The following is a 24,541-nucleotide window of genomic DNA, read 5'->3' on the forward strand; positions in this document are numbered from 1 at the left end:
CTTGTATGTTTAACCCCGGCAGGCCTAGAAAGGGTCTGTCGGGGTGGAGGGACGAGGCCGGCATCTGGCCTGTGGCACAGACGGTAGGAGAATTCGTCCCACCCCTCACCTTAAACGCCGATAAGGAATCGATCGGCACGGGACCGACGATAGATGGCAAGCCAGCGTTCGGTGAGGCCCCGACAGACAACTCCAAGCTAGCTCGGGAGGTGTGATGATGGCAACGCATCGGATCGGGGTCGATGTCGGCAAGGCCGAGTTGTGGATCAGCATCGACGGTGAAACCGCACAGCCGTGTCCCAACGAGCTCCCGGCGATCCGCCGGTGGGTCCGTGGCTTGGAGGGTCCGGCCGACTTTGCCCTGGAAGCCACCAACGACTATCACTTGGCCCTGGCGCTGGAGGCTCATCATCAGGGCCACCGGGTGTATCTGATTAATGGCTATCGCCTCAATCGCTACCGCGAGAGCATCGGTGGCCGGGCCAAGACCGATGCCGGGGATGCTCGGCTTCTGGTGCGTTATCTGCAACGCGAACAGGACGAACTGCGCCCCTGGACACCGCCACCCGAGGGCTACCGGACCCTGCAAAAGCTGCTGCGCCGGCGTGCCACGCTGGTGCGGGCACGGGTCATGCTGGAGCAGAGCCTGCGAGGCGTACCCGAACTGCAGTCCAATCTGAAGGATCTGCTCCGGGAGATCGGTCGGCTGGACGCTGTCCTCCAGCGTGTGCTGCGCGAGACGGTCGGTCGCGCCGGCTGGTCGGATCACGCCCGACGCTGCCAGCAGATCGAGGGTGTGGGCCCGCTCACCGCCACCGGCTTGACGATGGCGTTCCATCGCGGCGCCTTCCGCAGCGGTGATGCGTTCGTTGCCTTCCTGGGGTTGGATGTCCGCATACGCGACTCCGGCACGAAACGGGGGCAGCGCAAACTCACCAAACAGGGCGATCCAGAGTTGCGACGGCTGCTCTATCTGGCCGCGATGCAGGCCAAGTCGAAAGCCGCCTGGAGCGACTACTACCAGCGCTGCCTGGACCGTGGCCTGGCGACGACCCAGGCACTGAACGCCTTGGCTCGAAAGCTGGCCCGCGTCGCCTTCGCCCTGATGAAAAATCAGACCGATTACCAACCTAAGATCCCTTGTGGAGAGACATAGAATCTCCTACAGGGTGGGGCCCTGGCTCGCCGGTGCGGCCGGATCAGCGCAGGGTGAGGAAGAGCGTCTGGTTGCCGCGACGCAGTTGCAGCTCCAGGGTCTGGTGTGCGGCCAGTTGTTGCGGCAGGTCGGACAGGCGCTGGATGCGCTGGCGGTTGATGGCCAGCAGCACGTCGCCCGCGCGCAGGCCGGCGCGCGCCCCAGGGGTGCCGGGCTCGACCGCGATCACCGCCACGCGACTGCCCCCGTCACGCCCGGTGGCCTCGGACAAGCGAACACCCTCCAGCCGCGGGTGCACGGCCGCGCCCTCGATGCGCCGCTCTTCGGGGCGATCCAGACGGGCCACGATCCGCTGTTCGGCCCCGTCGCGCAGGACATCCAGACGCACATCGGAACCGGCGCGCAGCAGGCCGAGCCGGTTGCGCAGGTCGCCGGCGCTGCGCACCGGCTGGTCGTCCGCCCGCAGCACGATGTCTCCGCTCTGGAGGCCGGCGCGTTCGGCCGCGGATCCACGCACCACGCGCGTGATCACGGCGCCCTGGGAAATATCCAACTCAAAGGCCTGGGCCAGCGCCGGGGTCAGATCCTGCATCTCCACGCCCAGCGCGCCGCGTTCGACACGACCCTCCGCCAGCAAATGGTCGCGAATCTGGCTGGCCATGTTGGCGGGGATCGCGAAGCCGATACCAATGTTGCCCCCGCCGCGCGCGAGAATGGCGGTATTGATTCCGACCAGCTCGCCACGCAGGTTGACCAGCGCCCCGCCGGAGTTGCCAGGGTTGATGGAGGCATCGGTCTGGATGAAGTCCTCGAAGCCGGCGCCGCCGAGACCGCTGCGTCCCAGCGCACTGACGATGCCGCTGGTCACCGTCTGGCCCAGGCCGAAGGGGTTGCCGATGGCGACCACGAAATCGCCCACGCGCAGGGCGTCGGAGTCCGCCAGCGGGATCGCCTGCAGGTCGTCCGCGTCGATGCGGATCACGGCGACGTCGGTGGCCGGGTCGGTGCCCACCACCTCGGCCTCGTACTGGCGCCCGTCATGGAGCGTGACCAGGATGGTGTCGGCGCGCGCGATCACGTGGCTGTTGGTCAGGATGGTGCCCGCCTCGGCGTCCACGATCACGCCGGAGCCCAGGCCCTGGCGCTCGCGTTCACGCGAACGCTCGGGGACATCGAAGAAACGGCGGAAGAAGGGGTCATCGAACAGTGGGCTGACGGACTCCACCACCCGCGCGCGGGTGGCAATGTTCACCACCCCGGGGATAGTGCGCTCGAGCATCGGCGCCAGCGAGGGCAGGGGCTGGCCATCGACCGCGGCCGGGAGCTGGGCGGTGGCCGGCGCGGCCCCGAGCAGGGCGAGGGCCAGGATCAGGAGGGGAATCAGCCGACGCATGGGCGCTCCTCGAGTTGAACGCGACGATCAGGGCGTCAGATTGGCGCGCGGAGCAAAGGAAGACTGCTCGGCCATCTTGCGGTACCAGTCACCGGCCTCGTCCTCCGGCGGCACCTGGACCATCAGCTTCAGGTAGAGATCGCCCGGCGGCTTGCCCGGAAGGCCCTTGCCCTTCAGGCGCATCTGCTTGCCCGACTGCGAGCCGGCCGGGATCTTCAGGTTGACCCAGCCATGCGGGGTGGGGACCTCGATGGTCGCGCCCAGCGCAGCCTCCCAGGGCGTAATCGGGATCTCGCGGTAGAGATTGCGCCCGTCCAGGGTGTAGCGATTGTCCGGCTTGACCCGAATCTCCAGCAACAGGTCTCCGGCGCCGCCACTGCCGACCCCCGGGTCGCCCTGGCCGCGCACGCGCAGGCGCGAGCCATCCTTGGCACCGGCGGGGATGCGCACGCGCTGAACCCGGCCCTCGGCATCCTGAACCGAGACCTCGGTGCCCTTGAGCGCCTGATCCAGGGTGATCTCCACGCGACCCTCGCGGTCGGCACCGCGCATGTTGAAGCCGGCACCGCCCGCGCGGCGGCGCCCGCCACCCATGCCGCCACCGCCGAAGATCGAGTCGAAGAAATCCGAAAAGCCGCCGAAGTCGGCCCCGGCCCCGGCACCCCCGCGGGCAGCGCCATGCTGGGTCCAGCCGTCCCAGCCGGGCGGCGGCCGGAAGTCCTGCCCCTGGCGCCAGTTGGAGCCCAGCTGGTCATAGGCCTTGCGCTTTTCCGGGTCGCCCAGCGCCTCGTAGGCCTCGTTGACCTCCTTGATGCGGGTCTCGGCGTCCGGGTCCTTGCTGACGTCCGGGTGATACTTGCGCGCCAGCTTGCGGTAGGCCTTCTTGATCTCGTCCTGGCTGGCGTCGCGGCTCACACCGAGGATCTTGTAGTAATCCTTGTATTCCATTGCGTTCCTCGAGCGGTTGCGGCTTCCTCGGGTGACACCCGGATCCCGCCACATGATAGCCGGGATGCGGCTGTCACCCCGGGAGACACGGGCCGCAGAAATAGATCCGTGTCTCCCAAGGCTTAAAAAGACGAGGCGCTACCGCGGGTGGCACCCGGGGCAGCGCCCGTGGCTGCGCACGCCGCGGGGATCCGCGACGCGCGACGGGAGGCCGGATCAGCTCTCGATCTCGATCCGGCGCGGCTGCACGCGCGCCTGCTTCGGAATGCGGACTTCCAGCACGCCATTCTCGCTGCGCGCGGAGATGTTGTCGGCGTCCGCCGTGTCCGGCAGGGAGAAGCGGCGGAAGAACGTGCCACGCACGCGCTCGATGCGCTTGTAGCCGTTCTTCTCTTCCTCGCTCTCGTGCTTGCGCTCGCCGCGCAGGGTCAGCACGCCGTTCTCCATGTGCAACTCGATATCCTTCGGGTCCACCCCGGGGATGTCGGCATGCAGCACGTAGGCATCGGTCTCTTCGCGGATATCCACCGCTGGAGCCCAGTCGGAGGTCGCGGCAGAGTCCTCGGTGCCGGGCATGTCCGGCATGCGGCCGAGTTCGCGCGACAGTTGACCAAGCAGGCTGAACGGTTCGTAACGGGTCATGGTCATGGCTTTCCCTCCTTGTGCGGGTGTCATCTGACTCATCCTTAGAGGTAGGGACACATCCCCCGTTTTCAAGGGCCTGGGGGGGGGACGCCCGTCATCGCAGACGGCGAAACTCGCGCAGCTTGTAGTCGTCGTCGGTGATCAGCTCGAACACGCCGTGCACGCCGCGCTGATCCAGGTGGCTGCGCAACAGCCGCGCGGGGAATTGCACGCTCTCGCCACTGTCGGCCTGCGCGAAGACCACCGCGGCGCGGCCGGTGTAGTAGTCCTCCATCTCCTGGCGCGATATCGCCAGGCGCAGGCGAAACCGGCGCATCGGCTATTCCAGATTCTGCACCTGCTCGCGCAGCTGCTCGATCAGGACCTTCATCTCCACCGTGGCGCGGGTGATCTCGAGGTCATGCGATTTCGACGAGATGGTATTGGCCTCGCGGTTGAACTCCTGCATCAGGAAATCGAGCCGCCGGCCACTGGGTCCGCCCAGGTCCAGGATCTCGTGCACGGCGGCCACGTGACCGTCGATGCGGTCCAGCTCCTCGGCGATGTCCATGCGCTGGGCCAGCAGCGCGACCTCCTGCTCCAGGCGCTTCGGGTCCAGGTTCAGATCCAGTTCGTGGATACGGGCGAGGATGCGGCTGCGCTGCTCGTCCAGCATTGGCTGGCGCCGCGCGCGGATCGACCGGGCGTGCCCGGCCAGCGCATCCAGCCGCGTGCGCATGCCATCGGCCAGGGCCGCGCCCTCGGTGGTGCGCATCCCGACCAGGGCGTCCAGCGCGGTGTCGAAACCGGCCAGCAGCGGCTCGGCCAGAGCCTCCCCGTCATCCGCCGCACCCTGCAGGACTCCGGGCCAGCGCAGCACATCCAGCGGCGATACCGGGGCCGGACTGCGCATCATCCGCTCGATCGCCATGCAGGCACCGATCAACGCCTGCGCCCGATCCGGGTCGAAGGCCTCCGGGCTGCTGTCCGCCTGACCGCGATCGCGCAATACCGCGTCCACCTTGCCGCGCGCCAGACGACCCTTGAGGCGGTTGCGCACCGCGCCCTCCAGCGAGCGCAGATGGTCGGGCAGGTGAATCCGCAGCTCCAGATAACGGTGATTGACGCTCTTGAGCTCCCAGTCGAACACGCCCGCGTCCAGCGTCATGGCGTGCCGGGAAAACCCGGTCATGCTGTTAATCATGCTTCCCCCCGTTGCGGTCCCTGCTGCGTATGGCGGTGGCGGCCCGTATACTGCGCCCCTCTCAAATCTAGCAAGGATCACAGCATGCGACCCAGTGGCCGAGCAGCCGACGCGATGCGCGACGTGCGTTTTACCCGCCATTTCACCCGGCACGCGGAGGGTTCCGTACTGGTGGAATTCGGGGATACGCGCGTGCTGTGCAACGCCACGGTGGAGTCGCGCGTGCCGCCGTGGCTGAAGAACAAGGGCCGCGGCTGGGTGACGGCCGAATACAGCATGCTGCCGCGCTCCACCCACGACCGCATGGTGCGCGAGGCCGCCCGCGGCAAGCTGGGCGGACGCACCATGGAGATCCAGCGCCTGATCGGCCGCTCGCTGCGCGCGGTGGTGGACCTGGAGGCCCTGGGCGAGCGCCAGATCATCGTCGACTGCGACGTCATCCAGGCCGATGGCGGCACCCGCACCGCCTCGATCAGCGGGGCCTACGTCGCGCTGTCCGACGCCATCCGCAAGGCCCGCGAGCAGGGCCTCATCCGCAAGGACCCGCTGCACGGTCAGGTGGCGGCGATCTCGGTGGGCATCTTCGGCGGCGAGCCGGTGCTGGACCTGGATTACGACGAGGACTCGCAGGCCGAGACTGACCTCAACCTGGTGATGAACGAGGCCGGCGGCGTGATCGAGATCCAGGGCACGGCCGAGGGCCACGCCTTCCGCCGCGACGAGCTGGACCAGATGCTGAACCTGGGCGAAAAGGGCATCCAGGAGATCTGCGAAGCCCAGCGCACCGTGCTGGCCGGGGGCTGAGCCATGGGCGAGGCTGGCCGCGTCGTTCTTGCTACCGGCAACCCCGGGAAGCTGCGCGAGATCCGTGCCCTGCTGGAACCGCTGGGACTGACGATCGAGGCGCAGTCGGAGCACGCCGTGCCCGAGGCCGAGGAGACCGGCCTGACCTTCGTGGAGAACGCCATCCTGAAGGCGCGCAATGCCGCCCGGCACACCGGGCTGCCGGCCATTGCCGACGATTCCGGGCTGGAGGTGGATGCCCTGCGCGGCCAGCCGGGGATCTACTCCGCACGCTATGCCGGCGCCGATGCCGACGACGCGGCCAACAATGCCAGGCTGCTGGAGGCGCTGGCCGGCATCCCGCCGGAGCGCCGCGGCGCGCGCTTCCGGGCGGTCGTGGTGTACCTGGAACACGCGGAGGACCCGGCACCGATTATCGCCGAGGGGGCGTGGCCCGGGCGGATCGCGGAGCAGGCCAGCGGTGCCGAGGGCTTTGGATACGACCCGCTGTTCTTCGTGCCGGAGGAGGGCTGCACCTCGGCCGAGCTGCCCCCGGAGACCAAGAACCGACTGAGTCACCGTGGCCAGGCCCTGCAGCAGCTCGTGGCCAGCCTGCGCAACCGCATGGGCAACCCGACGGCCTGAAATCCCCGGGCCCCATTCGGACCCGAGGCCCATCCAGGTTGCTCGCCACACCGCTGTGCGCCTCGCGATGACGGGGCCTTTGTGCCCGTCGTTGCGAGGCCCCACAGGGGCCGTGGCAACCTCCCGACGACACCCCGGCGCATGTTCGGGCCCGCGTCGGAGCCAAACCGGGGAGATCGCCGCGCGCCTGCGGCGCTCGCGATGACAGTGCTTCCTGTTCCCGTCATCGCGAGGCGCGCAGCACCGTGCCGGTCGGCACGAAAATCCAGACATCGCAGGCTGCAATGGCGGGACTGGGTGCTTTCGACGCCACCCGGAGCCTCGCCTATGCTTCGCACATGAACCCCGCGCTGACCCATCCGCCACCACTGGCGCTGTACGTGCACCTGCCCTGGTGCGTGCGCAAGTGCCCGTATTGCGACTTCAACTCGCACGAGCCCCGGGGCGAGGCGCCGTTCGACGACTACGTGGCGGCGCTGCTGAGCGACCTGGAAAGCCAGCTGCCGGACGTCTGGGGGCGGCGCCTGGAGAGCGTGTTCATCGGCGGCGGTACGCCCAGCCTGTTCCCGCCGGAGGCCATGGATGCGCTGCTCTCCGGCCTGCGCGCCCGGCTGCCGCTGCGCCCGGACTGCGAGGTCACCCTGGAGGCCAACCCCGGCACCGCCGATCGCGCCTACTTTCGCGGCTACCGCGAGGCGGGGGTGAACCGGCTCTCGCTGGGCATCCAGAGTTTCGACGACGCGATGCTCGCGCGCCTCGGCCGCATCCACGGGGCGGCCGAGGCGCGCAGCGCGGTGGAACACGCCCGCGCCGCCGGCTTCGAAGCGATCAATCTGGACCTGATGTTCGGCCTGCCGGGGCAGTCGGTCACGGCCGGGCTCGCGGACCTGCAAGCAGCGATCGAGCAGGATCCAGGGCACATCTCCTGGTATCAACTGACCCTGGAGCCGAACACGCTGTTCGCCGCGCGACCGCCCGAACTGCCGGAGGACGCCATGATCGAAGAGCTGTTTGCTCGGGGTCAGTCCGATCTGGCGGCGGCTGGCTATACTCGGTACGAGGTATCCGCCTATGCACGCGCGGGGCAGGCATGTCGGCACAATCGCAATTACTGGACCTTCGGCGATTATCTCGGTATCGGCGCAGGGGCCCACGGCAAGCTGACACAGGTGCACGAGGGCGCAATCCTGCGCCGGATGAAGCCACGTCAGCCCGAGGCCTACCTGGCGGCGCCCCGGCAGCACAAGGACCAGGCGGTGCCCCCGGCGGAGCGGCCCTTCGAGTTCCTGCTGAACGCGCTGCGCCTGGTGGACGGCGTGGAGGCCGCGAGCTTCGAGGCGCGCTGTGGCCTGCCCCTTACGGCGCTGGAACCGGCGCTTTCCGAGCTGCGCGCAGAGGGACTGCTGGTAGAAGGCACGGAGCGCCTGCAGGCCACGGAGCGGGGTTTGGCATTTCTCAATGACGTGCTGGAACGTTTTCTTCCGGAAGGGACTCCGCAGGAGTCGATCGCCACGCCGATAACCTGGCCCGCGGGCCGGGAGGAGAGTCGATGATGCGTCCCGTCGAGTTTGTCGGTTTTGCCTGCCCCTGGTGCGGCGAGCCCGGCGAGATCACGGTGGACATGGTCAGCAACGACCGCGAGTGGGTCGAGGACTGCGCGGTGTGCTGTGCCCCCATCGTGTTTCGCCGCGAGGATGCCGGCGACGAGGAGATCCCGCGCGTCGAGGCACAACGGGAGGGCGAGTGAGTTCGGCGCCGCCGTACACCCCGATCGCCTGCGAGCGCTACTCCGAGCTGGAGCTGGCGATCGTGCGCGGGCAGTTCCTGCGCACGCACTGGCGGCGCGGGGCGATGGACCGGATCGCGATCGTGCGGCCACTGGACCTGCGCACTCGGCGCGGCGCCGAGTACCTGATCCTGCGCGACACCGCGGGCCGCCGGCAGTGGTGGCGCCTGGACCGCCTGATCAGCTTCGAACCGGTCTCGGGCTAAAGCCCCCCGCAGTCAACACGCCCGCGGACGCGGAGAAAACCTATTTACAGGAAGATCGGAAGACTGGAAGCATGCCAGTGCAGTCGGCGTTTCCTGTGGTTCCGAACCCTCTTTTGCAGTCCCGAACCTTCCGTTCTTCCAGCCTTCCTTTGAACCGGTTTTCTCCGCAGTCCCGACGGCACAGGCCACCGGGCGCGAAGCGTGAAACGTCAGGCTGGGAGGCGCCGGGTCAGCTGCGCTTCATCTGGTCGAAGAACTCGGAATTGGTCTTGGACGACTGCATGCGGCCAAGCAGGAATTCCATGGCCTCGATGTCGTCCATGCCGTGCAGGAACTTGCGCAGGATCCAGAGCTTTTGCAGCTCGTCCGGCGCGGTCAGGAGTTCCTCGCGACGGGTACCGGAACGGTTCACGTTGATCGCCGGGTAGATGCGCTTCTCCGCGATGCGCCGCTCCAGGTGGATCTCCATGTTGCCGGTGCCCTTGAACTCCTCGTAGATCACTTCATCCATCTTGGAGCCGGTCTCGACCAGCGCGGTGGCGAGGATGGTCAGGCTGCCGCCTTCTTCCACGTTGCGCGCGGCGCCGAAGAACCGCTTCGGGCGGTGCAGGGCATTGGCGTCCACGCCACCGGTGAGCACCTTGCCGGAGCTCGGGGCCACGGTGTTGTAGGCGCGCGCCAGGCGGGTGATGGAGTCCAGCAGGATGACCACGTCGCGCTTGTGCTCGACCAGGCGCTTGGCCTTTTCGATCACCATCTCGGCGACCTGCACGTGGCGCTGGGCCGGCTCGTCGAAGGTGGAGGAGACGACCTCGCCCTGGACCATGCGGTCCATCTCGGTGACCTCCTCGGGGCGCTCGTCGATCAGCAGCACGATCAGGTAGCACTCGGGATAGTTGCCGGCGATGCTCTGGGCGATGTTCTGCAGCATCAGCGTCTTGCCCGCCTTGGGCGGGGAGACGATCAGCCCGCGCTGGCCCTTGCCGAATGGCGCAACGATGTCGATCACGCGGGCGGTGATGTCCTCGGTGGAACCGTTACCACGCTCCATGCGCATGCGTTCGTTGGCATGCAGCGGGGTCAGGTTCTCGAACAGCACCTTGTGCTTGGCGTTCTCCGGCGGCTCGAAGTTGATCTCCGAGACCTTCAACAGCGCGAAGTAGCGCTCGTTGTCCTTGGGCGGGCGGATCTTGCCGGAGATGGTGTCGCCGGTACGCAGACCGAAACGGCGGATCTGGCTGGGCGAGACATAGACGTCGTCCGGTCCGGCCTGGTAGGAGCTGTCGGCACTGCGGAGAAAGCCGAAGCCGTCGGAGAGGATCTCGAGGACGCCGTCGCCGTAGATGGCCTCGCCACTCTTGGCGTGGGCCTTGAGCAGGGCAAAGATGATCTCCTGCTTGCGCGCGCGGGACATGTTCTCGATGCCCTTTTCTTCGGCGAAGGCCACGAGATCGGCAGCGGACATCCGCTTCAATTCGGTCAGATTCATGCGTGGGATGCTGTGTTCAACGTGGATGATCGGCGACCGGGGGTGGTCACACGGATTGACTGGAAGGAGGCAGGGAATGACCTGGCGGCCACTCGAACTCGTTCGATGGTAAGCGAGGCAGCGGCCCGGGGCAAGCCCGGCGAACCCGCTCGCCTGCGAGGCCTGGCGGTTACCCGCCAGGCCCGGGTGTTACAGGTGCTGGTCCAGGAACGCCGTCAGCTGCGACTTGGACAGGGCACCGACCTTGGTGGCCTCGACATCGCCGCCCTTGAACAGCATGAGCGTCGGGATCCCGCGGATGCCGTATTTCGGCGGCGTGGACGGGTTCTCGTCGATGTTCAGCTTGGCGACCTTCACCTTGCCGGCGTATTCTTCGGCGATTTCGTCCAGAATGGGCGCGATCATCTTGCAGGGGCCGCACCATTCGGCCCAGTAGTCCACCAGGACGGGCTGATCGGCCTTCAGGACGTCCTCGTCGAAACCGGCGTCCGATGTGTACACAATTTTGTCGCTCACTCCGAGCCCTCATGACTTGGGTTGGGGGAGCAGCCCGCACCGCCGGCTGCACGGCCCTTACTATCGACCATCAGCGCCGGACAGTTCAAGTAACACGCAGGACCCGAGGAACCCCATGACCGAAACCGCGCAGGACACGACCCGCTTCGACCAGCTCGATCTGCCCGAACCCGTCCAGGCGGGCATCCGCGCGACCGGCTTCGAGACCTGCACCCCGATCCAGGCGCAGACCCTGCCGATCGCCCTGGCCGGGCGCGACGTCGCCGGCCAGGCGCAGACCGGGACCGGCAAGACCGCAGCCTTCCTGATCGCGACCTTCAACCGCCTGCTGCGCCAGCAACCCGCGCCGAACCGGCGGTCCACGGACGTGCGCGCCCTGATCCTGGCCCCGACCCGCGAACTGGCGATCCAGATCCACAAGGATGCCGAGTCGCTGGGTGCCGAAACCGGACTGAAGCTCGCACTGGCCTACGGTGGCACCGGCTACGACAGCCAGCGCGAGCAGCTGGAGGCCGGGGCCGACATCCTGATCGGTACGCCCGGGCGCATCATCGACTACTTCAAGCAAAAGGTCTTCGGGCTCGGGCACACCGAGGTGGTGGTGCTGGACGAGGCCGACCGCATGTTCGATCTCGGCTTCATCAAGGACGTGCGCTTCCTGATGCGCCGCTGCGCGCCGGCCCGCGAACGCCTTTCCATGCTGTTCTCGGCCACGCTGTCCTACCGCGTGATGGAGCTGGCCTTCGAACACATGAACAACCCGGAGAAGGTCCAGATCGAAAGCGAGACCCTGACCGCCGACCGCGTACGCCAGGTGATCTACTACCCGGCCAACGACGAGAAGATCCCGCTGCTTCTGGGACTCGCTCGCGACCTCGGGCCGGAACGCGCCATCGTGTTCGTGAACACCAAGCACGGCGCCGAGAAGGTCTGCGACTGGCTGAACGCGAACGACCAGAAGGCCGCACTGCTGTCGGGTGACGTGCCACAGAACAAGCGCCAGCAACTGCTGGAACACTTCACCGCCGGGGAGTACCGGTTCCTGGTGGCCACCGACGTGGCCGCCCGCGGGCTGCACATCCCGGCGGTCACGCATGTCTTCAACTTCGACCTGCCGCAGTCCGGCGAGGACTACGTGCACCGCATCGGGCGCACCGCCCGCGCCGGCGCCGAGGGCGACGCGATCAGCTTTGGCTGCGAGGACTCGGCCTTCTACCTGCCGGACATCGAGAGCTATCTGGGCGAACGCATCCCCACCGCGAGCGTGGACCCGGAACGGCTGTACCAGGATGCGGTGAAGCCGAAGCCGCGCCCGCGCAAGCCGCGCGATGACCGTCGCGGCGGTGGCCGGGGCGGCCCGCGCGCCAGCGGGGGCGGCCAGCCACAACGCGGCGGCAACCGGAACTGAACCGGGGCGGCAAGCCCCGCAGGAAAAGATGGTGCCGGCGAGAGGAGTCGAACCTCCGACCTATCGATTACGAATCGATTGCTCTACCAACTGAGCTACACCGGCGAAGCGCGACATGATAGCGGGGGCCGGGACCGACCACAATCCGGCGGGGCCGGACGACCGGATTCAGGAGCGGCGGCTGCCCACACGGATGATGACGTCCACCCCCTGCAACTCCTTGCCTTCCGGCAGGGGGGGCAGATCGGAGATGTCGATCCGCGCCGGGTCCACGTCTTCCAGTTCCCCGGTATCGGTGTGGAACAGGTGGTGGTGGGGATTCAGGTTGGAGTCGTAGAACAGCTTCGCGGGGTCGATCAGGACCTCGCGCACCAGCCCTTTCTCGGCGAACAGGTTCAGGGTGTTGTACACCGTCGCCTTGGAGACCCGCGAGGCATGCCGCATCAGCTGCGCGAGGATCTGCTCGGCGCTGAGGTGCTGATGGCGGGCGAACATCACGCGGGCAATCTCGACGCGCTGCTCGGTCGGGGAGATCGCATGATCGCGCAGCAGTTCGCGCGCCGCGTCGACCGACAGCAGTTCCGGATTGTGGGAGTCGAGGTTCATGTTTCCGACGATATAACAGGGGTCTGGAGCAAGTCCATATCCCGCCCCGGAGACAGGTCAGGGCGATCGATAGGGCCGGGAAGCCTGATAGAATAAGAAAAGATGGAGCGGGTGATGGGAATCGAACCCACATTAAGAGCTTGGGAAGCTCCCGTTCTACCATTGAACTACACCCGCTCGAGCCGGCGATTGTAGGCCTTGTCGGCCTCCGGCTCAACGGCAAACTGAGCAGTCGAAGAACCATGCAGATCCAGCTGAACGGCGAACCCTTCGAACTTCCCGGTGACCGCGAGGCGACCCTGGCCGCACTGATCGAGGCGCGCGGCCTTGGCGGCCGCCGTCTGGCGGTGGAGGTGAACGAAGAGCTGGTCCCGCGCAGCGAGCACGCGGCCCATCCCCTGAAACCCGGGGATCGCGTGGAGATCGTGCAGGCGATCGGCGGCGGATAGGAGGAAACCGTGCTCCCCAGCCGCACCGGCCTGCAATCACTTACAACGAAGGAAGCACCATGACCCAATCGGCCGCCGCAAAAGCCGACGACCTGTTCCGCGTGGGCTCGCGCGAGTTCACCTCCCGTCTGCTGGTGGGCACCGGCAAATACCGCGACCTGGACCAGACCCGCGACGCCATCGAGGCCAGCGGGGCGGAGATCGTGACCGTCGCGATCCGCCGCACCAACATCGGCCAGAACCCGGACGAGCCCAACCTGCTGGACGTGATCTCGCCGGAGCGCTACACCCTGCTGCCAAACACCGCGGGCTGCTTCAACGCCGAGGACGCGATCCGCACCTGCCGCCTGGCGCGCGAACTGCTCGACGGCCACAACCTGGTGAAGCTGGAGGTCCTGGGCGACGAGAAGACCCTGTACCCGGACGTCTTCGAAACCGTGAAGGCCGCCGAAACCCTGGTGGCCGAGGGCTTCGACGTGATGGTCTACACCACGGACGATCCGCTGCTGGCAAAGCGCCTGGAAGACATCGGCTGCCTGGCGATCATGCCGCTGGCCGCGCCGATCGGCTCCGGTCTGGGCATCCAGAACCGCTACAACATCCGCGAGATCGTCGAGAACGCCACGGTCCCGGTGCTGGTGGATGCCGGGGTCGGCACCGCTTCGGATGCCGCGATCGCGATGGAGCTGGGCTGCGACGGTGTGCTGATGAACACCGCGATCGCCGCCGCCGAGGACCCGGTGCTGATGGCCTCGGCCATGCGCCACGCCATCGTGGGCGGGCGCCAGGCCTTCCTCGCGGGACGCATGGCGCCGCGGCGCTACGCCTCGGCCTCCTCGCCGCAGACCGGCCTGTTCTTCAGCTGAACATGAACGACCTTGCCAACCGCGGGGCGGACGAGACGCCGTTCTACCGCCGCATCCGCAGCTTCGTGCGCCGCGAGGGCCGGCTGACGCCGGGCCAGCAGCGAGCGCTGGACGACCTGTTCCCGCGCTTCGGACTGCAGCTCCCGGACGCCGCCGAACCCCTGGACCTCAACACGGTCTTCGGCCGCACGGCGCCTGTGACCCTGGAGATCGGCTTCGGTGACGGCGAGAGCCTGGCCGAACAGGCGGCCCGCCAGCCGGAGCGCGACTTCATCGGCACCGAGGTGCACCGACCGGGCGTCGGCCACCTGCTGCGCGAGGTGGAGCAACGCGGCCTGACCAACGTGCGGGTCAGCGACGCCGATGCGGTGGAGCTGCTGGAGCACTACCTGACACCGGACAGCCTGGACTGCGTACAGGTGTTCTTCCCCGATCCGTGGCACAAGAAGCGCCACCACAAGCGCCGCCTGATCCAGCCGGCCTTCGTACAGCACCTGGCGACGCGCATCCGGCCGGGCGGACGCTTGCACCTGGCGACCGACTGGGCCGACTACGCCGAGCACATGATCGCCGTGATGGAGGAGTGCACCCCGTGGTTCGAGCCGGACGGTCCGGTTCCGGCACCCGGCCGGCCGCCGGATCGCCCGGAGACCAAGTTCGAGCGCCGCGGGCTGCGCCGCGGTCACACGGTCGCCGACCTGGTCTATCGCCGCACCCAGGCCCCGGCCGCCGCGGACGCGGGATCATTCGGGCGGGCGAGCCCGCAGGACGGAGAGCCGGTCAGACGTTCTTGACCACCAGCACCGGGCAGTCGGCGCCACCGATCACGCGTTCGGAGACACTGCCCATCAAAAGGCGCTTGAGACCGGTACGGCCATGGCTGCCGAGCACGATCAGATCGCGCTGGTCGCGATGGGCGATATCCACCAGCGCGAGTTCCGGGCGGCCTTCCTCGGTGGTGGCATCGGCCTTCCGCCCTTTCGCGCGGGCCTCGCCCTGCAGGCGCTGGACGGCCTCGACGCCCTCCTTGCGACGCTCTTCACTCTGGCCCGGAATCGCCACCGTGGCGATGGTGAGCGGCAGGTCGCAGTAGCCGGCCAGCTCGATGGCGGCCAGCACGGCCTGGTCGCCCAGTTCGGAACCGTCGGTCCCGACCAGCAGGCCGCGGTGCGGCGCCTGCGCCCCCCGCGGGACGACCATCACGTTGCAGGGCGCCAGCCCGATGACCTTGCGCGTGGCGTCGCCGACCATCAGGCGCGACAGGTCGCCACGATCACGGCGCCCGATCACGATCAGGCCGGCCTCGAACTCCTCGGCAATGGCGACGATTTCCTGATGCCGGTCGACCCCGTGACGCAGGATCATCGAGGCATCCAGCCCGGCCTCGCGGGCCCGCTTCTCCAGCGCGTCCAGGCCGGCCTGGCCGGCCACGCTCGCCTCGTGGCTGCGCGGCGGCGACAGGGCGTCGTGCTGGGTATCCGTGGGGATGATGCGGGCGACGACCAGACGCGCTCCGCAACGCTGCGCCAGGTCCAGCGCCACGTTCTCGGCGGATTCGCTGAATTCGGAGCCATCCGTCGCCAGGACGATGGTCTCGAAGCGGCACAGCGGGGCATCGGATTCGGACATGCGGGGTCTCCACCTAGGCTTTTTTTCAGCATAACCGAGATGCCGCGAAACGCCAGCAGGGATGGCCAGGATGAAACGCCGACGGCCCGTTTTTTGCGTCCGTGCCCGGGGGATGAAATAATCCCGCGCTTTCAAGGGAAAGGCGGAACCCGTTTCCTCCGACCCGCCTCGGCGCCCACGCCCGGCGCGCGTCCCCTTATCGGCTTCCGGCCACGTGCCGCCCGGCGCGGGTCTTCAGGACACGACTGGAACATGGAAAACCTTACGCTGACCACCGAGATGATCGTGGTGCTCGCGCTGCTCGCGTTCACGATCTTCCTGTTTGTTTCCGAGATCGTCCGGGTCGACCTCGCGGCGATCTCGGTCATGGTCCTGCTGGGCCTGCTGACCCTGGTGCCCGGGCTCGGGATGCTCGTCGGTCAGGAGGAGCTGTTCAGCGGCTTCGCTTCCAATGCGGTGATCTCGATCATCGCGGTGATGATCATCGGCGCGGGGCTGGACAAGACCGGGGTGATGCACAGGGTCGCGGCCTTCATCATGCGGGTGGGCGGCACCTCGGAGAAAACCATCATCCCGACCGTCTCCGGCACGGTCGGCGTGATCTCCAGCTTCATGCAGAACATCGGCGCCGCCGCCCTGTTCATGCCGGTGATGAGCCGCATCTCCAACCGCCTCAACATCCCGCTGTCGCGCCTGCTGATGCCGATGGGTTTCGCCGCGATCGTCGGCGGCACCATTACCCTGGTCGGCTCCAGCCCACTGATCCTGCTGAACGACCTGCTGCCTTCGGATATGGAGCCGTTCCAGCTGTTCGACGTCACCCCGATCGGCCTCGCCCTGCTGGCCACGGCCATCGTCTATTTCGTGCTGCTGGGTCGATTCGTACTCCCGTCGGTGAAGACCAAGTCAGCCCAGCGCGAGAGCGCCCAGGACTATTTCCAGCGCGTATACGGGTTGTCCTACGAGGTTCACGAGCTGTTCGTCCCGGAGAACGACCCGCTGGTCGGTCGCACCGTCGCGGAGATCGAGCGCGAGACCGGGATCGCGATCGTCGGGACCTACGCGCGTGACGAGCTACGCATGGCACCCTGGACCGGCTACGAGATCCAGGCCAACTCGCACCTGGCCGTGCTGGCCAGCCCGTCGCGCATGGAAAAGCTGTGCGAGGGCACGCGCAAGCGTCCCACCACCCGCCTGGACGTGTTCGCCAATGCGATGGATACCAGCCGCTCCGGGGTTGCGGAGGTCGCCATCGCCCCCGGCTCGAACCTGGTCGGCAAGACGGTCACGGAACTGGCGATGCGCCAGACCTACGGCCTGTCGGTCATGCGGATCCAGCGCGGCAACGAGATCTATGGCGAGGGGCTGCGGGAAATCCCGCTGGAGACCGGCGACATTCTGGTGGTGCACTGCACCTGGGAATCGCTGGCCCGCCTGGAGCAGGACCGCGACTTCGTGGTGATCACCTCGGACTACCCGCACGAGGAACTGGTGCCGTCCAAGGTACCGCACGCCCTGTTCTTCCTCGCGCTGACCGTGGGCCTGATCGTATTCACCGACCTGATGCTGTCGGTCGCGCTGCTCACCGGCGCGCTGGGCATGATCCTGACCGGCGTGATCAGCCTCGACAACGCCTATCGCGCGGTCAGCTGGAAAACGGTCTTCCTGCTGGCATCGCTGATCCCGCTGGGCATGGCCGTGGAGAACACCGGCACCGCCGCATGGATCGCGCAGAACACGCTGGAGATGCTGGGGACCGTGCCGCCCTGGGTGCTGCAGGCGACGATCTTTGCCCTGGCCACGTTCTTTACCCTGGTCATGTCCAACGTGGGCGCGACCGTGCTGCTGGTGCCACTGGCGATCAACTTCGCGATCGCCGCACAGGCCGCGGGCATGGATGCCGACCCGCGTGTGTTCGCGCTGACCGTCGCGATTGCGACCTCGAATTCCTTCCTGATCCCGACCCACCAGGTGAATGCCTTGATCATGGGCCCCGGTGGCTACCGGGTGAAGGACTACATGAAGGCCGGTGGCATCATGACCATTCTGTTTGCCGTGGTCGCCATGTTCATGCTCAACCTGATTTTCTAGACTCCCTTTCCACCACCTTTGCGCAACCCGTTTGCAAGGAGAAATCCCATGTCCCAGAAGCATCCCGTGATTGCGGTGACCGGTTCCTCGGGTGCCGGCACCTCCACCGTGAAGCGCTCCTTCGAGTCGATCTTCCGTCGCGAACAGATCAACCCCGTCGTCATCGAGGGCGACAGCTTCCACCGCTATGACCGCAAGGCGATGAAGGAGGCGATGCAGAAGGCCGCCGACGACGGCAACCACCACTTCTCGCATTTCGGGCCCGACGCCAACCTGTTCGAACGCATCGAGGGCCTGTTCAAGACCTACGGCGAGACCGGCCAGGGCGAGAAGCGCTACTACCTGCACTCCGACGAAGAGGCCGCTGCCCACAACGAGCGCCTCGGCACCAACCTGGGCCCGGGCGAGTTCACTCCATGGGAAGAGATCCAGCCGGGTACCGACCTGATGTTCTACGAGGGCCTGCACGGTCTGGTCGTGGACGGTGACGTGAACGCCGCGCAACACGTGGATCTGGGCATCGGCGTGGTGCCGATCGTGAACCTCGAGTGGATCCAGAAGATCTTCCGCGACAACGCCGAGCGCGGCTATTCCGCCGAGGCCATCGTCGACACGATCCTGCGCCGCATGCCGGACTACGTGAACTACATCACTCCGCAGTTCGGCTACACCGACATCAATTTCCAGCGCGTGCCGACCGTGGACACCTCCAACCCGTTTATCGCCCGCGCGGTCCCGACCCCGGACGAGTCCATGGTCGTCATCAGCTTCAAGGATCCGTCGAAGTTCGGCATCGACTTTCCCTACCTGCTGAACATGATCCCCGATTCCTTCATGTCCGACCCCAAGACCCTGGTGGTCCCGGGCGGCAAGATGAGTTTCGCGATGGAGGTCATCCTGGGCCCGATCATCCACGAGATGCTGTCGCGCCGCGGCTGATCGAGCAGCACGACGGAAGTTCCCCAGCCCCGCTCCGGCGGGGCTTTTTTCGTTCGGGGGCGAGCATTCGGCTAGGATTCGGGCTTTATCCGGATAAGGACGGAGTAGGCGTGTTGGGACTCTTCGGGCCACGGCCAGCCCAGCAGATGGAGCGCTTTCGCGGCCGCTATACCGGCCGCTCCCTGATCGTTCATCAGGGCTTCACCGGCGACTGGCTGGAGGAGCTCCTGAAGCAGCCAGGCGGCGGCGGTCACTTCCGCATCGACAGCCGGCCACTGCCACGGCGGCGGCCAAGCCCGGTGGAATGGCTGGTGCAAACCCACATCCTGGCCCTGGGACTGCCGCTACCCCTGTTTCTGGATGTGCGCGAGGAGGCGATCCTGATCCGTCACCTGAAGCGCGGAGAACATACGGTGCATCCCTCCGAGATCGCCTGGTTCCTGGAAGAACTGGACACCCGCCACCATGCCCGCCTGGTCTTCGCCGAAGACGGCGGCCTGAACGTGCACACCGGCCTGCCGGTCGACGACAACGAGGCCCTCAGCATGCTGGAGCATCTCGGTTTATGACCACAGCCTTTCGCAGTGCCACCGCCCGCGGCGACGAACCCCGGGCCCTGGCCGACGCCCTGATCGCCGAGCTGGGCGATCAGCCCGCGCGCGGCGAGGACCAGGTCCGGGTCGGCTTCATCTTTCTCTCCGACGCGCTCAGCCGCCACGCCCGCACCCTGCTGAACCACCTGCGCGCGGGGCTGGGCGTGGATCATTTCGTTGGCGGCATGGCCATGGCCGTCATCGGGCCGCACGACGAGGTCTACGAGCAACCGGGCGCGACCCTGATGGTCGGCGAGTTCCCGGCCAGCAGCGTCCGTGTCATCTACCACCCGGTGCGGAGCTTTGACGAACTGGCGAAGGTGCTGGACGGCTTTCTCGATCCGCAGACACCGGGCCGCCTGATCCTGAACGCCGATCCGCGCATGGAGGGCCTGGAAGACCTCCTGACCGAGATCGACCAACACACCGCCTGGTTTGCCACCGGCGGGGTCAACTCCGGCGACGACGGCGTGGTACAGATCGCCGACGGGGTCGCCGCCTCGGGCATCACCGGCCTGGCCCTGCGCGATGACGTCGGGATTGCCGCGCGCCACACCCAGGGCTGCACGCCGCTGCCCGGCCAGCACGAGCTGACCGAAACCTGGCGCAACATCATCGTGCGCCTGGACGGCCAGCAGGCCCTGCCGGCGTTCAAGGGCATCATTGGCGACGTCCTGTCGCGCGACCTGGAGCGGGCGCTGGGCTACATCCTGGTCGGTTTCCCCATTCCCGGCTCGGACACCGGCGACTATCGCGTGCGCAACATCATCGGGATCGACCTGGACCAGCAGGTGCTGGCGGTCGGCGAGATGCTGGAGCCGGGCTCGCAGATCCTCTTCGTGCGCCGTGACGGCCAGGCGGCCATCGAGGACCTGGAGCGCATGCTGGACCAGATCCGCACGCAGGCGCCGAACGGCATTCGCGGGGCCATCTACGTCTCCTGTGTCGGGCGCGGGCGCCACCAGTTCGCGCAGGAAGGCACGGAACTGGGTATCGTGCAGAAACACCTGGGCGACGTGCCGCTGGTCGGCTTCTTTGCCAACGGCGAGATCTTCGCCAACCGCCTGTACGGCTACACCGGGGTTCTGACCCTGTTCACCTGAACCATCAAGGGAACCGCGCATGCAATACCGCAGACTGGGACGGACCGACATCGAGGTCAGCCTGATCGGCCTGGGCACGATGACCTGGGGCGAACAGAACACCGAGGCCGAGGCCCACGAGCAACTCGACTACGCGCTCGAACAGGGCGTGAACCTGATTGACGCCGCCGAGATGTACCCCGTGCCCCCGCGTGAAGAGACCCAGGGGCTGACCGAGACCTGCATCGGGAACTGGCTGGCGGCACGCGGCAACCGCGACCAGGTCGTGCTGGCCAGCAAGGTCGCCGGCCCCGGCATGATCGACTACCTGCGCGGCGGCCCGAAGCTGGACCGCAAGCACATCGAGCAGGCCCTGGACGACAGTCTCAAGCGGCTGCAGACCGACTACCTGGATCTCTACCAGGTTCACTGGCCGGCCCGCTCCACCAACTTCTTCGGCCAGCTGGGCTATGTCCACAAGGCGGACGATGACGCGACCCCGATCGAGGAGACCGCCGAGGCCCTGAAGGCCGTGGTCGACAGCGGGCGCGTGCGCAGCATCGGTATCTCCAACGAGACCCCGTGGGGCTTCATGGAGTGGATTCGCGCGCATGACCGCGGGTTGTCCGAGCGCATCGTCTCCATCCAGAACCCCTACAACCTGCTCAACCGCAGCTTCGAGGCGGGCCTGGCCGAGATGGCCATCCGCGAGGACGCGGGGTTGCTGGCCTATTCGCCGCTGGCCTTCGGCATGCTCTCCGGCAAGTACCTGGACGGTGCCAAACCCGAGGGCGCTCGCCTGACGCTGTTCGAGCGCTTCCAGCGCTACAGCAACGAATCCGGTCTGGCCGCGACGGCCGAATACGCCAGGCTCGCCGCAGAACACGGCCTGACCCCGGCCCAGCTGGCGCTCGCCTTCGTCAACCAGCAGCCGTTCGTGACCAGCAATCTGGTCGGCGCCACCAACATGGAGCAGCTGCGCGAGAACATCGCGACCGTGGATATCACCCTGTCCGATGCCGTGCTGGAGGCCATCGAGACCATCCACGCCCGCTACACCTACCCCTGCCCATAGGAATCGGGAACCCCGGCGCCGTGTACCTGATCGACACGCATGTCCACCTGGACCTGGACGCGTTCGATCCGGACCGCCCGATGGTGCTGGACCGCGCCCGGGCCGCTGGCGTGGGTGAGCTGGTCCTGCCCGGCGTCACGCGCGCACGCTGGCCGGACCTGGACGCCCTGCACCGGCAGGACAGCGGCCTGCATGTCGCCTACGGTCTGCACCCGCTCTTCCTGCAGGACCATGCGGATGACGACCTCGACGCGCTGGAGGCCTGGCTGGACACACACCCGGAGACCGTCGCCATCGGCGAGATCGGACTGGATGGATACCAGGAGGGCCTCGACTGGGACCGCCAGTGGCGCTTTTACACGCGACAGCTGGCCATCGCCCGGGAACACGACCTTCCGGTGATCATCCACAGCCGGCGCGCGCTCGACGCGGTCCTGAAGGGTCTGCGCCAGTACCCCGGCGTAACCGGCATCCTGCACGCATTCATCGGCTCGCCGCAGCAGGCACAACAGGCCGTGGACCTGGGCTTTGCACTCGGCATTGGCGGACCCGTCACCTATGATCGGGCGAAGAAACTGCACCGCGTGGTGCGCGACGCGCCGCTGGCGGCCCTGGTGGTAGAGACCGACGCTCCCGATCAGCCGCTGGCCGGACACCAGGGCGAGCGCAACGAACCGGCCCGGGTGACCGAGGTCAACACGGCGCTGGCGACACTGCGGGACATGGCTTCGCAGGACATGGCTATAATAACCACACAAAATGCACGCCGGATCCTCCGGCTACCCAACGGCACCGCCCAATGAGCACGAACCCGCCCCCCGACTTCAACCCGTACACCGAGCGCACGGATCTGCTTCTGGGACGGGACGTGACCGCGCGCCTGCGCGACCGGCACGTATTCATCGCCGGGCTCGGCGGGGTGGGCAGCTACGCCGCCGAGGCGATCGCCCGGGCCGGGATCGGGCGCATGACCCTGGCCGATCACGACGTGGTCGGGGCCTCCAACCTGAACCGCCAGCTGGTGGCGCTGCGCTCCACCGTGGACCGGCCCAAGACCGAGATCATGACGGCCCGCATCCGCGACATTGATCCCGACATCGAGGTCACGATCCGCCACGACTTCCTTCAACCCGACACCATCGGCGACCTGGTGCCGGAGGATGCCGACTTCGTGCTGGACGCGATCGATTCCATTGTGTGCAAGGCCGCCCTGGTGGCAACGGCCCAGGCCCGCGGACAGGGCGTGATCTCGAGCATGGGGGCAGGCGGACGCATCGACCCGACGGCCGTGCGCGTCGGGCCGCTGGCCGAGACCCGCGTGTGCCCGCTCGCGCGGCAGATGCGCAAGCGCCTGCGCCGACTGGGCGCGCATCTCGACTACCCCGTGGTGTTCTCCATCGAGCAGCCGCGCAAGGGCACGGAGCACCGGCCGGTCGGCGATGGCGGACGCCCGCGCTCGGTCAACGGCACCATCTCCTACCTGCCGGCCATCTTCGGCCTGACTGCCGCCGGCCACGTGATCCAGAACCTGATCGCCCGCGCCTGACGCGCACGAATCCGCGCCGGAGAAACGGGCCAACTGGTCATTGCGAGGCGCAACGCGCCGCGGCAATCGGCGAGGGACACCCCTCTGCCGCGCCAGGCCGCGGGCACCCAACCCTAGTCGTCGAAGACGGCCTCGATACGGGCCTGGATGTGCTGGTCGGCGTCCGGGCCGAAGTGGGTGGTGGCGGGATCGAAGCGGTCGCAGAAGGCGTAGGCGAATTTCAGGTCCTTCACGCCCAGCGCGCCGAACAGGCGCGCCTCGAAGGAGTGATCCTCGGGGTTCTGGATCAGCGTGGGCCAGCCATCCGCGCCGGGGGACAGCGCGGGGCCGAAGAAGACCACGCCGGGCAGGTTCTTCAGGCGCAGCGCGCAGGTCCCGTCGGTCACGCCGGCCATCGGCAGAAAGTCGATGGTGCGCGACAGGCGCTGCTTGCGGTTGAAGGCGATGTCGATCTCGCCACCGGCGGCGCGGATTGCCGGGGCCTCGGCCTCGAACGCCAGGGTCTCGAGCCCCGCGGCACGCCAGGCATCCAGATCCTGCGCCCCGTGCCGGCTAGGCAGGAACAGGTAGGCGGGCTTGCGGATGGCCCGGATCGCCCCCAGGAGCGGCTCGGAGTAGACCGGCGCGTTCACCAGGATGCCGCCGAGCTCGAGGTCGTCGATCAACCAGACGGCCGGCTCCGAATCGCCGATCCGGTAGATCGTCCGGTCACGCAGCTCGACCAGCGGCGCGCTGATCACGGGTTCACTGGCCATTCGGCTTCTCCGCGGGCGTGCTGGCCGGGCGCGGCTCGATCCCGGCCATGGTGGTCTCGATCCAGTCCTCGGCCTCGCCGAGTACCTCGACCGGCTTGCGCCCGGCGGTCTCGATCGGCGGCCCGATCACCACCTCGATGGTGCCGGGGTAGCGCCGGATGCCCTTCTTGGGCCAGAAGCTCCCGCTGTTCAGCGCCACCGGCAGGACCGGATAGCCGGTACGTGCCGCCAGCATCGCGCCGCCCTGGCGATAGCGCCCGTGTTCGCCCGGGGCCACGCGCGTCCCCTCGGGGAACACGACCACCCAGCGGCCCGCGTCCAGGCGCTGCTGACCCTCGGTCACCAGGTTCTCCAGCGCCTGGCGCCCGCCCTCGCGGTCGATGGGCACCGGGTCGATCATGGACAAGGTCCAGCCGAACACCGGGATCCGCATCAGCTCGCGCTTGAGCACCCAGGTCTGCATCGGGAAGATCATGACGAAGGCCACCGTCTCCCAGGCCGACTGGTGTTTCGACAGCACCACATGCGGACGCGAGGGATCGATGTGCTCGGCCCCGTGCACCCGGTAGTCGATGCCGCAGGTGATGCGCAGCCACCAGACATTGAAACGCCCCCACTGGGTCAACACGCGGTAGCGAACCGGGCGCGAGAACGGCCAGATCAGCGGCGGCACCAGCAGCCCGAACACCAGCATCGAGCCGATAAACCCCGCCTGGAACAGCAGGCCGCGGATCAGGGGCAGCATGGAAGGG

The 24,541-nt window shown here is 67.5% G+C and carries 27 protein-coding genes, 2 tRNA genes and 1 pseudogene; 17 read left to right on the top strand and 13 right to left on the bottom strand.

What is annotated here, in order from left to right; genetic code table 11:
* The first annotated feature begins 214 nt into the window (after positions 1-214).
* Entirely contained in the window at positions 215-1,156 is a 942-nt protein-coding gene (locus F817_RS0104955) for an IS110 family transposase (protein ID WP_018167930.1), read from the top strand.
* Between the two features lie 43 nt (positions 1,157-1,199).
* Here F817_RS0104955 and F817_RS0104960 read toward each other — a convergent pair whose 3' ends face one another.
* The 5 genes from F817_RS0104960 to F817_RS0104980 form a co-directional block, all read right to left on the bottom strand.
* Positions 1,200-2,549 (bottom strand): Do family serine endopeptidase, encoded by a 1,350-nt coding sequence (locus tag F817_RS0104960; RefSeq protein WP_024326609.1) that lies wholly within the window; start codon positions 2,547-2,549, stop codon positions 1,200-1,202.
* Positions 2,550-2,576: 27 nt separating this feature from the next.
* Positions 2,577-3,497: a DnaJ C-terminal domain-containing protein gene (locus F817_RS0104965; RefSeq protein ID WP_024326610.1), complete on the bottom strand. Its 921-nt coding sequence runs from the start codon at positions 3,495-3,497 to the stop codon at positions 2,577-2,579.
* Between the two features lie 216 nt (positions 3,498-3,713).
* Positions 3,714-4,145: an Hsp20/alpha crystallin family protein gene (locus F817_RS0104970; RefSeq protein ID WP_024326611.1), complete on the bottom strand. Its 432-nt coding sequence runs from the start codon at positions 4,143-4,145 to the stop codon at positions 3,714-3,716.
* Positions 4,146-4,236: 91 nt separating this feature from the next.
* On the bottom strand, positions 4,237-4,458 hold the full coding sequence (locus F817_RS0104975; RefSeq protein ID WP_024326612.1) for a DUF2835 family protein: 222 nt from the start codon (positions 4,456-4,458) through the stop codon (positions 4,237-4,239).
* Positions 4,459-4,461: 3 nt separating this feature from the next.
* On the bottom strand, positions 4,462-5,325 hold the full coding sequence (locus F817_RS0104980) for a YicC/YloC family endoribonuclease (protein ID WP_024326613.1): 864 nt from the start codon (positions 5,323-5,325) through the stop codon (positions 4,462-4,464).
* Positions 5,326-5,409: 84 nt separating this feature from the next.
* Here F817_RS0104980 and rph point away from each other — a divergent pair, with 84 nt between their 5' ends.
* The 5 genes from rph (at position 5,410) to F817_RS0105005 (ending at position 8,745) form a co-directional block, all read left to right on the top strand.
* Positions 5,410-6,129 (top strand): ribonuclease PH, encoded by a 720-nt coding sequence (rph, locus tag F817_RS0104985; RefSeq protein ID WP_024326614.1) that lies wholly within the window; start codon positions 5,410-5,412, stop codon positions 6,127-6,129.
* Positions 6,130-6,132: 3 nt separating this feature from the next.
* Complete coding sequence (gene rdgB / locus F817_RS0104990) at positions 6,133-6,753, top strand: RdgB/HAM1 family non-canonical purine NTP pyrophosphatase (protein WP_024326615.1); 621 nt, start codon at positions 6,133-6,135, stop codon at positions 6,751-6,753.
* A gap of 284 nt (positions 6,754-7,037) precedes the next feature.
* Positions 7,038-8,306, top strand: a complete 1,269-nt coding sequence (gene hemW / locus F817_RS0104995) for a radical SAM family heme chaperone HemW (RefSeq protein WP_024326616.1) — start codon at positions 7,038-7,040, stop codon at positions 8,304-8,306.
* Positions 8,306-8,500, top strand: coding sequence for a CPXCG motif-containing cysteine-rich protein (locus tag F817_RS0105000; RefSeq protein WP_024326617.1), 195 nt, complete (start codon positions 8,306-8,308; stop codon positions 8,498-8,500). The genes hemW and F817_RS0105000 overlap by 1 nt, the downstream gene beginning before the upstream one ends.
* Positions 8,497-8,745, top strand: coding sequence for a transcriptional antiterminator, Rof (locus F817_RS0105005; protein ID WP_024326618.1), 249 nt, complete (start codon positions 8,497-8,499; stop codon positions 8,743-8,745). Before F817_RS0105000 ends, F817_RS0105005 begins: the two co-directional genes overlap by 4 nt.
* Before the next feature lie 229 nt (positions 8,746-8,974).
* Here F817_RS0105005 and rho read toward each other — a convergent pair whose 3' ends face one another.
* Together rho and trxA are read right to left on the bottom strand one after the other, a co-directional pair.
* Positions 8,975-10,234, bottom strand: coding sequence for a transcription termination factor Rho (rho, locus tag F817_RS0105010; RefSeq protein ID WP_024326619.1), 1,260 nt, complete (start codon positions 10,232-10,234; stop codon positions 8,975-8,977).
* A gap of 189 nt (positions 10,235-10,423) precedes the next feature.
* Entirely contained in the window at positions 10,424-10,750 is a 327-nt protein-coding gene (trxA, locus tag F817_RS0105015; protein WP_017941468.1) for a thioredoxin TrxA, read from the bottom strand.
* 115 nt (positions 10,751-10,865) lie between these two features.
* Here trxA and rhlB point away from each other — a divergent pair, with 115 nt between their 5' ends.
* Complete coding sequence (gene rhlB / locus F817_RS0105020; RefSeq protein ID WP_024326620.1) at positions 10,866-12,158, top strand: ATP-dependent RNA helicase RhlB; 1,293 nt, start codon at positions 10,866-10,868, stop codon at positions 12,156-12,158.
* Positions 12,159-12,187: 29 nt separating this feature from the next.
* Here rhlB and F817_RS0105025 read toward each other — a convergent pair.
* The 3 genes from F817_RS0105025 to F817_RS0105035 all read right to left on the bottom strand — a co-directional run bounded on the left by F817_RS0105025 (position 12,188) and on the right by F817_RS0105035 (position 12,941).
* Positions 12,188-12,263, bottom strand: a tRNA-Thr gene (locus tag F817_RS0105025).
* A 63-nt stretch (positions 12,264-12,326) separates the two neighbouring features.
* Entirely contained in the window at positions 12,327-12,764 is a 438-nt protein-coding gene (locus tag F817_RS0105030) for a Fur family transcriptional regulator (protein ID WP_024326621.1), read from the bottom strand.
* Positions 12,765-12,867: 103 nt separating this feature from the next.
* A tRNA-Gly gene (locus F817_RS0105035) sits at positions 12,868-12,941 on the bottom strand.
* 65 nt (positions 12,942-13,006) lie between these two features.
* Here F817_RS0105035 and thiS point away from each other — a divergent pair.
* The 3 genes and pseudogenes from thiS to trmB all read left to right on the top strand — a co-directional run.
* A complete protein-coding gene (thiS, locus tag F817_RS0105040; RefSeq protein ID WP_024326622.1) occupies positions 13,007-13,213 on the top strand; it encodes a sulfur carrier protein ThiS in 207 nt (68 codons plus the stop codon).
* Between the two features lie 59 nt (positions 13,214-13,272).
* Positions 13,273-14,079 (top strand): thiazole synthase, encoded by an 807-nt coding sequence (locus F817_RS0105045; protein ID WP_024326623.1) that lies wholly within the window; start codon positions 13,273-13,275, stop codon positions 14,077-14,079.
* 2 nt (positions 14,080-14,081) lie between these two features.
* A pseudogene (gene trmB / locus F817_RS0105050) lies at positions 14,082-14,807 on the top strand (tRNA (guanosine(46)-N7)-methyltransferase TrmB); the annotation flags it as partial.
* A gap of 52 nt (positions 14,808-14,859) precedes the next feature.
* On the opposite strand, the gene F817_RS0105055 reads toward trmB, so the two are convergent.
* Positions 14,860-15,708 (bottom strand): universal stress protein, encoded by an 849-nt coding sequence (locus F817_RS0105055; RefSeq protein WP_024326625.1) that lies wholly within the window; start codon positions 15,706-15,708, stop codon positions 14,860-14,862.
* Between the two features lie 252 nt (positions 15,709-15,960).
* Here F817_RS0105055 and F817_RS0105060 point away from each other — a divergent pair, with 252 nt between their 5' ends.
* From F817_RS0105060 to F817_RS0105090, 7 genes are all read left to right on the top strand, one after another.
* The gene (locus tag F817_RS0105060; protein WP_024326626.1) at positions 15,961-17,799 is read left to right on the top strand and encodes an SLC13 family permease; all 1,839 of its coding nucleotides are present in this window, start codon (positions 15,961-15,963) and stop codon (positions 17,797-17,799) included.
* 48 nt (positions 17,800-17,847) lie between these two features.
* Positions 17,848-18,738 (top strand): phosphoribulokinase, encoded by an 891-nt coding sequence (locus F817_RS0105065; protein WP_024326627.1) that lies wholly within the window; start codon positions 17,848-17,850, stop codon positions 18,736-18,738.
* Positions 18,739-18,848: 110 nt separating this feature from the next.
* Positions 18,849-19,307, top strand: coding sequence for a hypothetical protein (locus tag F817_RS0105070; RefSeq protein ID WP_024326628.1), 459 nt, complete (start codon positions 18,849-18,851; stop codon positions 19,305-19,307).
* On the top strand, positions 19,304-20,434 hold the full coding sequence (locus F817_RS0105075) for an FIST C-terminal domain-containing protein (protein WP_024326629.1): 1,131 nt from the start codon (positions 19,304-19,306) through the stop codon (positions 20,432-20,434). Before F817_RS0105070 ends, F817_RS0105075 begins: the two co-directional genes overlap by 4 nt.
* 19 nt (positions 20,435-20,453) lie before the next feature.
* Positions 20,454-21,488, top strand: a complete 1,035-nt coding sequence (locus F817_RS0105080; protein WP_024326630.1) for an NADP(H)-dependent aldo-keto reductase — start codon at positions 20,454-20,456, stop codon at positions 21,486-21,488.
* A gap of 20 nt (positions 21,489-21,508) precedes the next feature.
* Entirely contained in the window at positions 21,509-22,291 is a 783-nt protein-coding gene (locus F817_RS0105085) for a TatD family hydrolase (protein WP_024326631.1), read from the top strand.
* A complete protein-coding gene (locus tag F817_RS0105090; RefSeq protein ID WP_024326632.1) occupies positions 22,288-23,034 on the top strand; it encodes a ThiF family adenylyltransferase in 747 nt (248 codons plus the stop codon). The genes F817_RS0105085 and F817_RS0105090 overlap by 4 nt, the downstream gene beginning before the upstream one ends.
* A gap of 113 nt (positions 23,035-23,147) precedes the next feature.
* Here the strand turns inward: F817_RS0105090 and F817_RS0105095 are convergent, their stop codons facing one another.
* Together F817_RS0105095 and F817_RS0105100 are read right to left on the bottom strand one after the other, a co-directional pair.
* Positions 23,148-23,789, bottom strand: coding sequence for a hypothetical protein (locus tag F817_RS0105095; protein WP_024326633.1), 642 nt, complete (start codon positions 23,787-23,789; stop codon positions 23,148-23,150).
* Positions 23,779-24,534 carry a 1-acyl-sn-glycerol-3-phosphate acyltransferase gene (locus tag F817_RS0105100; protein ID WP_024326634.1) on the bottom strand — a complete coding sequence of 252 codons (756 nt, stop codon included), beginning with the start codon at positions 24,532-24,534 and terminating at the stop codon, positions 23,779-23,781. The genes F817_RS0105095 and F817_RS0105100 overlap by 11 nt, the downstream gene beginning before the upstream one ends.
* Positions 24,535-24,541: the final 7 nt, after the last annotated feature.

Source organism: Thioalkalivibrio sp. AKL19 (assembly GCF_000420165.1).
GTDB lineage: Bacteria > Pseudomonadota > Gammaproteobacteria > Ectothiorhodospirales > Ectothiorhodospiraceae > Thioalkalivibrio.